Source organism: Streptomyces sp. NPDC005485 (genome assembly GCF_040606085.1).
In the GTDB taxonomy this organism is placed as follows: domain Bacteria; phylum Actinomycetota; class Actinomycetes; order Streptomycetales; family Streptomycetaceae; genus Streptomyces.
On the sequence record NZ_JBEXDZ010000278.1, the window covers coordinates 1 to 5,778 of the forward strand.

Annotated in this window: 5 protein-coding genes; 3 read left to right on the plus strand and 2 right to left on the minus strand. The window is 70.7% G+C overall.

Going from position 1 to position 5,778, the window contains the following annotated elements; translation table 11 throughout:
• Nucleotides 1–290 precede the first annotated feature (290 nt).
• Nucleotides 291–1,535: a hypothetical protein gene (locus ABZS97_RS43180; RefSeq protein WP_356149205.1), complete on the plus strand. Its 1,245-nt coding sequence runs from the start codon at nucleotides 291–293 to the stop codon at nucleotides 1,533–1,535.
• 63 nt (nucleotides 1,536–1,598) lie between these two features.
• On the opposite strand, the gene ABZS97_RS43185 is transcribed toward ABZS97_RS43180, so the two are convergent.
• Nucleotides 1,599–2,777, minus strand: coding sequence for an MFS transporter (locus ABZS97_RS43185; RefSeq protein WP_356149208.1), 1,179 nt, complete (start codon nucleotides 2,775–2,777; stop codon nucleotides 1,599–1,601).
• Nucleotides 2,778–2,869: 92 nt separating this feature from the next.
• Between ABZS97_RS43185 and ABZS97_RS43190 the strand changes: the two genes are divergently transcribed.
• Complete coding sequence (locus ABZS97_RS43190) at nucleotides 2,870–3,208, plus strand: transcriptional regulator (protein WP_356149212.1); 339 nt, start codon at nucleotides 2,870–2,872, stop codon at nucleotides 3,206–3,208.
• Here ABZS97_RS43190 and ABZS97_RS43195 read toward each other — a convergent pair.
• On the minus strand, nucleotides 3,205–5,280 hold the full coding sequence (locus tag ABZS97_RS43195) for an ATP-binding domain-containing protein (protein WP_356149219.1): 2,076 nt from the start codon (nucleotides 5,278–5,280) through the stop codon (nucleotides 3,205–3,207). The two genes, ABZS97_RS43190 and ABZS97_RS43195, sit on opposite strands and share 4 nt — an antisense overlap.
• 274 nt (nucleotides 5,281–5,554) lie before the next feature.
• On the opposite strand from ABZS97_RS43195, the gene ABZS97_RS43200 reads away from it, so the two are divergent.
• Nucleotides 5,555–5,746, plus strand: coding sequence for a hypothetical protein (locus ABZS97_RS43200; RefSeq protein ID WP_356149223.1), 192 nt, complete (start codon nucleotides 5,555–5,557; stop codon nucleotides 5,744–5,746).
• The last annotated feature ends 32 nt before the right edge of the window (nucleotides 5,747–5,778 follow it).

Consider the following 5,778-nt stretch of genomic DNA (forward strand, 5'->3'; position numbering starts at 1 on the left):
GGGCAAGGCCCCCGACCCCCCCGGCGGCGCCGGCCGGCCGCGCGGCTGGTCCGCCCCCGTCGAGGTGGCCGCCGTACAGAAGTGGCGGCGGGCGCTGGACCGGAGCCTGTGAGGGGAGCGGGGCTGAGCGCAGGTCACGGATCTATATCCGACGGGTAGTTGTTGTGTGCTGAAGCCTGCTCGCGGATCATTCCGCACGCGTGTACGTGCATAGTAAAGACGCCCCGGCTTCAACCGGGGCATGACAAACACGTGCACGTAGTAGTGGGAACAACAGGGGGACAGGCTTCATGCCATCCATACGCAGCCGCTCGCTCGCGGCCGCCGCAGCCGTGGTCGCGGCCATCATGGTCACCACCACGGCCTGCAACGACAACAAGAAGGACGACGCGGCCGACTCGAAGCCCTCGGCGTCGGCTCAGGCCGACAAGGGCGTCGACACCGGTGCGGACGACGACGGGGGCACCTCGATCGGCGGCTACAAGCTGCCCGAGGGTATCCCGACCGACCTCTCCGGTGCCGCCCTCGACAAGTGGAAGAACGGTGGCTGGAAGGACTACAGCAACTGGGCTTCCAAGGCCGAGGACTTCGCCAACCCGTACATCAAGGACTTCTGGTCGCCGGAGCGGATCGCCCAGGCCAAGGCCGTCACCGAGGACCTGCCGACGATCGCCAAGTCGACCAACCAGAGCTCCGGTTCGGGCGGCGCGGTCTACGCCTACGAGCCCGACGGCCCGGTCAAGAAGTACAAGGCCACGCGGGTGAAGTCGACGTACCACCACAACGCGGCCGTCGTGGGCAAGCTGTTCTTCAGCACGCCCGAGGGCGAGTACGTCTGCTCGGCCGCGGTCGTCAGCGACCCGAAGCACCCGGGCAAGTCGAACATGGTGTGGACCGCGGGCCACTGCGTGCACGGGGGCAAGGGCGGCGGCTGGTACCGCAACATCGCCTTCTACCCGTCGTTCAACAACAAGGGCAACCTGAACATCCAGCAGGCGACGCAGAACGCCAACAACCGCAGCGTCTCGCCGTACGGCGGCTTCTGGGCCGACTGGGCCGTCACGTCCAACAACTGGATCAAGGGCGGCTCCGGCCACAGCGGCACCTGGGCCTCCACCTACGACTACGCCGTCCTCCACGTGCAGCAGCCCAGGGGTCAGAAGTCGCTGCAGGAGAAGGTCGGTTCGGCCCTTCCGGTGTGGTTCAACGCCCCGGCGGCCAACAAGGTCAAGAACATGAAGGTCCGCGGCTACCCCGCCGGCGCGCCGTACGAGGGCTCGAAGATGTACGACTGCCGCGGCGCGACCAAGCGCTACGTCCTCGGCACGAACTACCCGAGCAAGTACCCGGCCGAGTACCAGGTCGGCTGCTCGATGACCGGCGGTTCCTCGGGCGGCCCCTGGTTCATGTCGCACAGCGGGCGCAACTACCTGGTGTCCAACACCTCGCTGGGCGGTGGCGGCGCGCTGACCGGCCCGCGCCTCGGCGGTGACGCCAAGGCCGTCTACCAGGCCATGTACCGCAAGTTCAAGTAACAGACCTGCCGGTCGCGTGAAACGGCCCCCGGTGCGCACACGCACCGGGGGCCTTCCCGTGCCTCAGACCCGTACGGGAGCGGGCTTCGCCGGGGCCCGTTCCGGCCGCGCATCCCGTGCCGTGACCGCCGCCACCACCACCGCCAACGCGGCGAAGCCCGCTCCCACCAGCAGGAACCAGCGGTCCCCGAACAGCGACATCGCGAGACTTCCGGTGCCGCCGGCCGCCGCGATGCCCAGGTAGAGCGCGCTGCTGTTGAGGGAGATGAGCAGGGGCGCGTTCGCGGGGTCGAGGGAGGCGAGGCGGGCGGTGAGGGCCACGGCGATCGACCAGCCGACGAGCGGGGTGAGCGCGGAGGCCGCCAGGGCCGTCGGCATGGCGCGCAGGGTCCAGGGCTGCGCGGCGGCCAGCAGCAGGTAGGCCGTGCCCGAGGACAGGATCACCGCCCGCGGTCCCCACCGGTCCACCAGCCGTCCGCCCAGCTGCCCGCCGCCGACCGACGCGAACCCGGAGACCAGGAGCAGCAGGGTCAGCCGGTCCTGGTCGCCGTCCGTCGCGGGGTAGGTGGCCACGGTGTAGTAGATGTACGACGTCTGGAAGGCGAGGAAGACCAGGAACGTGGTGACGGCGGCGCCCAGGACGCGGGGGTTCGCGAGCGGGGCGACGCGGGCCCGCAGCGTCAACAGGGCTGCGGGTTGCGGGAGTTCGCGCAGCAGCAGGGTCAGTCCCGTGAAGGCGGCGACCCCGAGGCCGGTCACGAGCCACATCGTCAGCCGCCAGTCGGTCCGGCCGATCCATGTGCCCAGCGGAACCCCGAGCGCAGTCGCGGCGGTCAGTCCGCCCATCACCACGGCGATGGCCCGCCCGCGCCGCTCCGGCGGGACGAGCGAGGTGGCGACGGCGTTGGCCGTGGGCGTGTAGAGAGCGGCGCCGACGGCCGCCAGCACGCGGGTGGCGAGCAGGAAGCCGTACGAAGGGGCCAGCGCCGTAAGGGCGTTGGCGAGGGTGAAGACGGTGAGCGCGGTGAGCAGGGCCCGGCGGCGCGGCCAGCGGGCGGTCGCCGTCGCGAGTACGGGCGCGAGGACCGCGTACGACAGCGCGAAGACGGTCACCAGTTGTCCGGCGACCGAGATGGAGATGTCCAGATCGTGGGCGATGAGCGGCAGGATGCCGGCCATCACCATGCCGTCGGTGCCGACGGCGAAAGTGCCCAGAGCGAGCAGGAGCAGACGTAGACGCACGGGTCCCCCAGCAGTCCGTGAACGGTTTGACGTTGGTCAAACAATAGAGACTGTTGGATGATTGTCAAACGGTACGGAGAGAGGATCGAGCCATGGCCGAGGAAGTGGTCGAGGAGGGCGAGCAGCTGCCGCAGCCCGACGCCGACGACATCGAACTGGTCAAGGTGCTGCACGCGCTCGGTGATCCGGTGCGGCTGTGGCTGCTGAAGGTGTACGCGAGCGGGCAGACGCACTCGTGCGCCCCCGACGCGCTGGGCATCGGGCACCTGCACAAGTCGACCGTCTCGCACCACATGCGCATCATGCGCGAGGCCGGCATCACCTCGACGCGGGCCGTCGGACGCAACCGCTATGTGCAGCTGCGCCGCGACGACCTCGACGCCCGGTTCCCCGGCCTCCTGGACGCCCTGCTGAAGTCCCTGCCCTATTAGCCGAGTTGGGGCGGCAGCGGCGCCACGTGCGTCACGATCAGACCCGAGACCGCTCGGGTCAGGGCCACGTACAGGCGGCGCAGGCCCGTGCGCTCGTCCGGTTCGCCGTCGACGACCGCCTGCGGCTCGTCCAGGACCACGTAGTCGTACTCCAGGCCCTTGGCGAGCGAGGCCGGAACGAGGGTCAGACGGGTCTCGGCCGTCGTCTCCTCACCCGGGCCGAGATACGTCAGCCCGGCCGCCGTCAGCGCCTCGGCGAGGGCGGGGATGCGGGCGTCCGCCGCGATCAGGCCGATCGACCCCTCGTTGCGCAGCAGCTCCTCACAGGCGGCGACCACCTCGGGGTCGCCGGTGGCCGGGCGGACCTCGAAGAAGCCCGGGTTCTCCCGGACCGAGGCGACCGGCGTCAGACCGGGGGCGATGTGCGGCAGCAGCCGGGACGCGTACGTGATGACGTCGGTGGGCACGCGGAAGCCCGCCGTCAGCTCCTCGACGACGGCTTCCTCCTTACCGAGGTGGCGCAGCGCCTCGTCCCAACTCCGGGTCGCCCAGGGCGTGGTGCCCTGGGCCAGATCGCCGAGGACGGTCGCCGAACCGGTCGTGCAGCGCCGCCCCACCGCCCGGTACTGCATCGGCGACAGGTCCTGCGCCTCGTCGAGCACCACATGCCCGAGCGAGTGCGTCCGCTGGACGAGGTCGGTCGCCTCGTCGATCAACACCGTGTCGGGGGCCGACCACTTGGCCGACTTCACCGATCGCGCCGGCTTCTGCCAGAGGATCTCCTTCTGCTCGTCCGCGTCGAGGATCCCCTTCGCGTGCGTGGCGAGGAAGTCCGCGTCGCAGAGGAGGCGCAGGACCAGCTTGGCCGGATCGACGGGCGGCCAGATCGCCTTCACCGCGGCCTTCACCGCGGCGTTGCGGGCCACGGCGTCCTGCACACGGTCGTCCGGCGCCTCGCCCGACCGCTCCATCTGGACCAGCACGGCGTGCGCGATCCGCTGCGGCAGGGCCTCGCGGGCGGCGCCGTAGCGGATGTCGCGGCCCATCAACTCCCGTACGATCTCCTCGAGTTCGTACGCCGGAACGCGCCAGCGCCGCGAGCCGCGCACCACCATGACCGGCTCGGTCGGCAGCGTCACGTGCGAGCGCACGGCCCGGCGCAGCACCTCGGCCATCCGGGCGTCGCCCTTGATGACCGCGGCGGTCGCGTCGTCGGCGCCCCGTACCTCCACATGGGCGACCAGGTCGTCGACGGTGGCCTGCTTGACCTCCAACTCGCCCAGTGCGGGCAGCACTTGCTCGATGTAGTGGAGGAAGGACCTGTTCGGTCCGATGACGAGGGTGCCGGTGCGGGCGAGCCGGTCGCGGTGGGCGTAGAGGAGATACGCGACGCGGTGCAGGCCGACGGCCGTCTTCCCGGTGCCGGGACCGCCCTGCACGCACACGGAACCCGAGAGCCCCGCCCGTACGATCTCGTCCTGCTCGGGCTGGATGGTCGCCACGATGTCGCGCATCGGGCCCACGCGCGGGCGCTCGATCTCCTGCTGGAGCAGCTTGCTGGTGGCGGCCGTCTCGGCCGGGTCGGACAGGTGCTCGTCCTCGTACGCCGTGAGGTCGCCGGCCGTGTACCCGAAGCGGCGGCGCAGCCCCACGTCCAGCGGGTCGTTCTTGGAGGCCCGGTAGAACGGCTGGGACACCGGGGCACGCCAGTCGATCACCATCGGGTCGCCGCCCGCGTCGTGCACATGCCGGCGCCCGATGTAGAAGCGCTCGCCCTCCGCGCCCTCCGCCATGTCGGCGCCGGGCGCGTGCAGATAGTCCAGCCGCCCGAAGAACAGCGGGGTGTGGCTGAGGTCGGCGAGGGCCTTGATGCGCTCGCCGATCTGGCGCTCCAGGATCGCCGCGTTCACCCAGTTCGCGGTGACGTCGCTGATGTCGAGGTTCTGCACGTCCTCGCGCATCGCGCGCAGTGCGGCGCGGGAGTCCGCGAGATGGGTCCGCTCGCGGGAGAGGGGATCGAGAGGGTCGACGGGATCGTCGGCGGGGGCGGGCGGGGTCGACGGGCTGGACAAGGGGATGCCTCCGGGAACCTGCTGCGAAACGGGATCACTGGGTGCCGCCCGGTTTCCGTCCGGGCAGCGGCTCTCCGTGAAGGGAGGCGGGCAAGAGCGAAGATTCTAGATGAGCGGCAGGTGTGGGGGCCAACGGTTTTTACGGGGGTCGTACCCCTAGGGGACGGGCTCCCTCTCGCGGTGTACCCGGGGCGCCCCGGAGGCGTACGAAGGGCCCTGCGGGTTCGGTCCGCAGGCCGACGCCATCCGGGGGGCCGGATTCCATGATGGATACATGAGCGCAGCAACCATCACCCCGGCCCCTGTCCGCCACGCACCGTCCGGCGCCACCGCGCTGAACGGCAGCGGTCACTCCCGCCACCGTGTCGGCGACGCCCTGCGCGCCGTCAAGGTGTTCGCCGGCGCGGCCCTCGGGGTCGTCCTCCTCGGCGAGTACGGCGAGGAAGCGGGCGTACGGCGGCGCTAGGGGTGTTTTGAAAGTCCCGCACAGGACTTTCA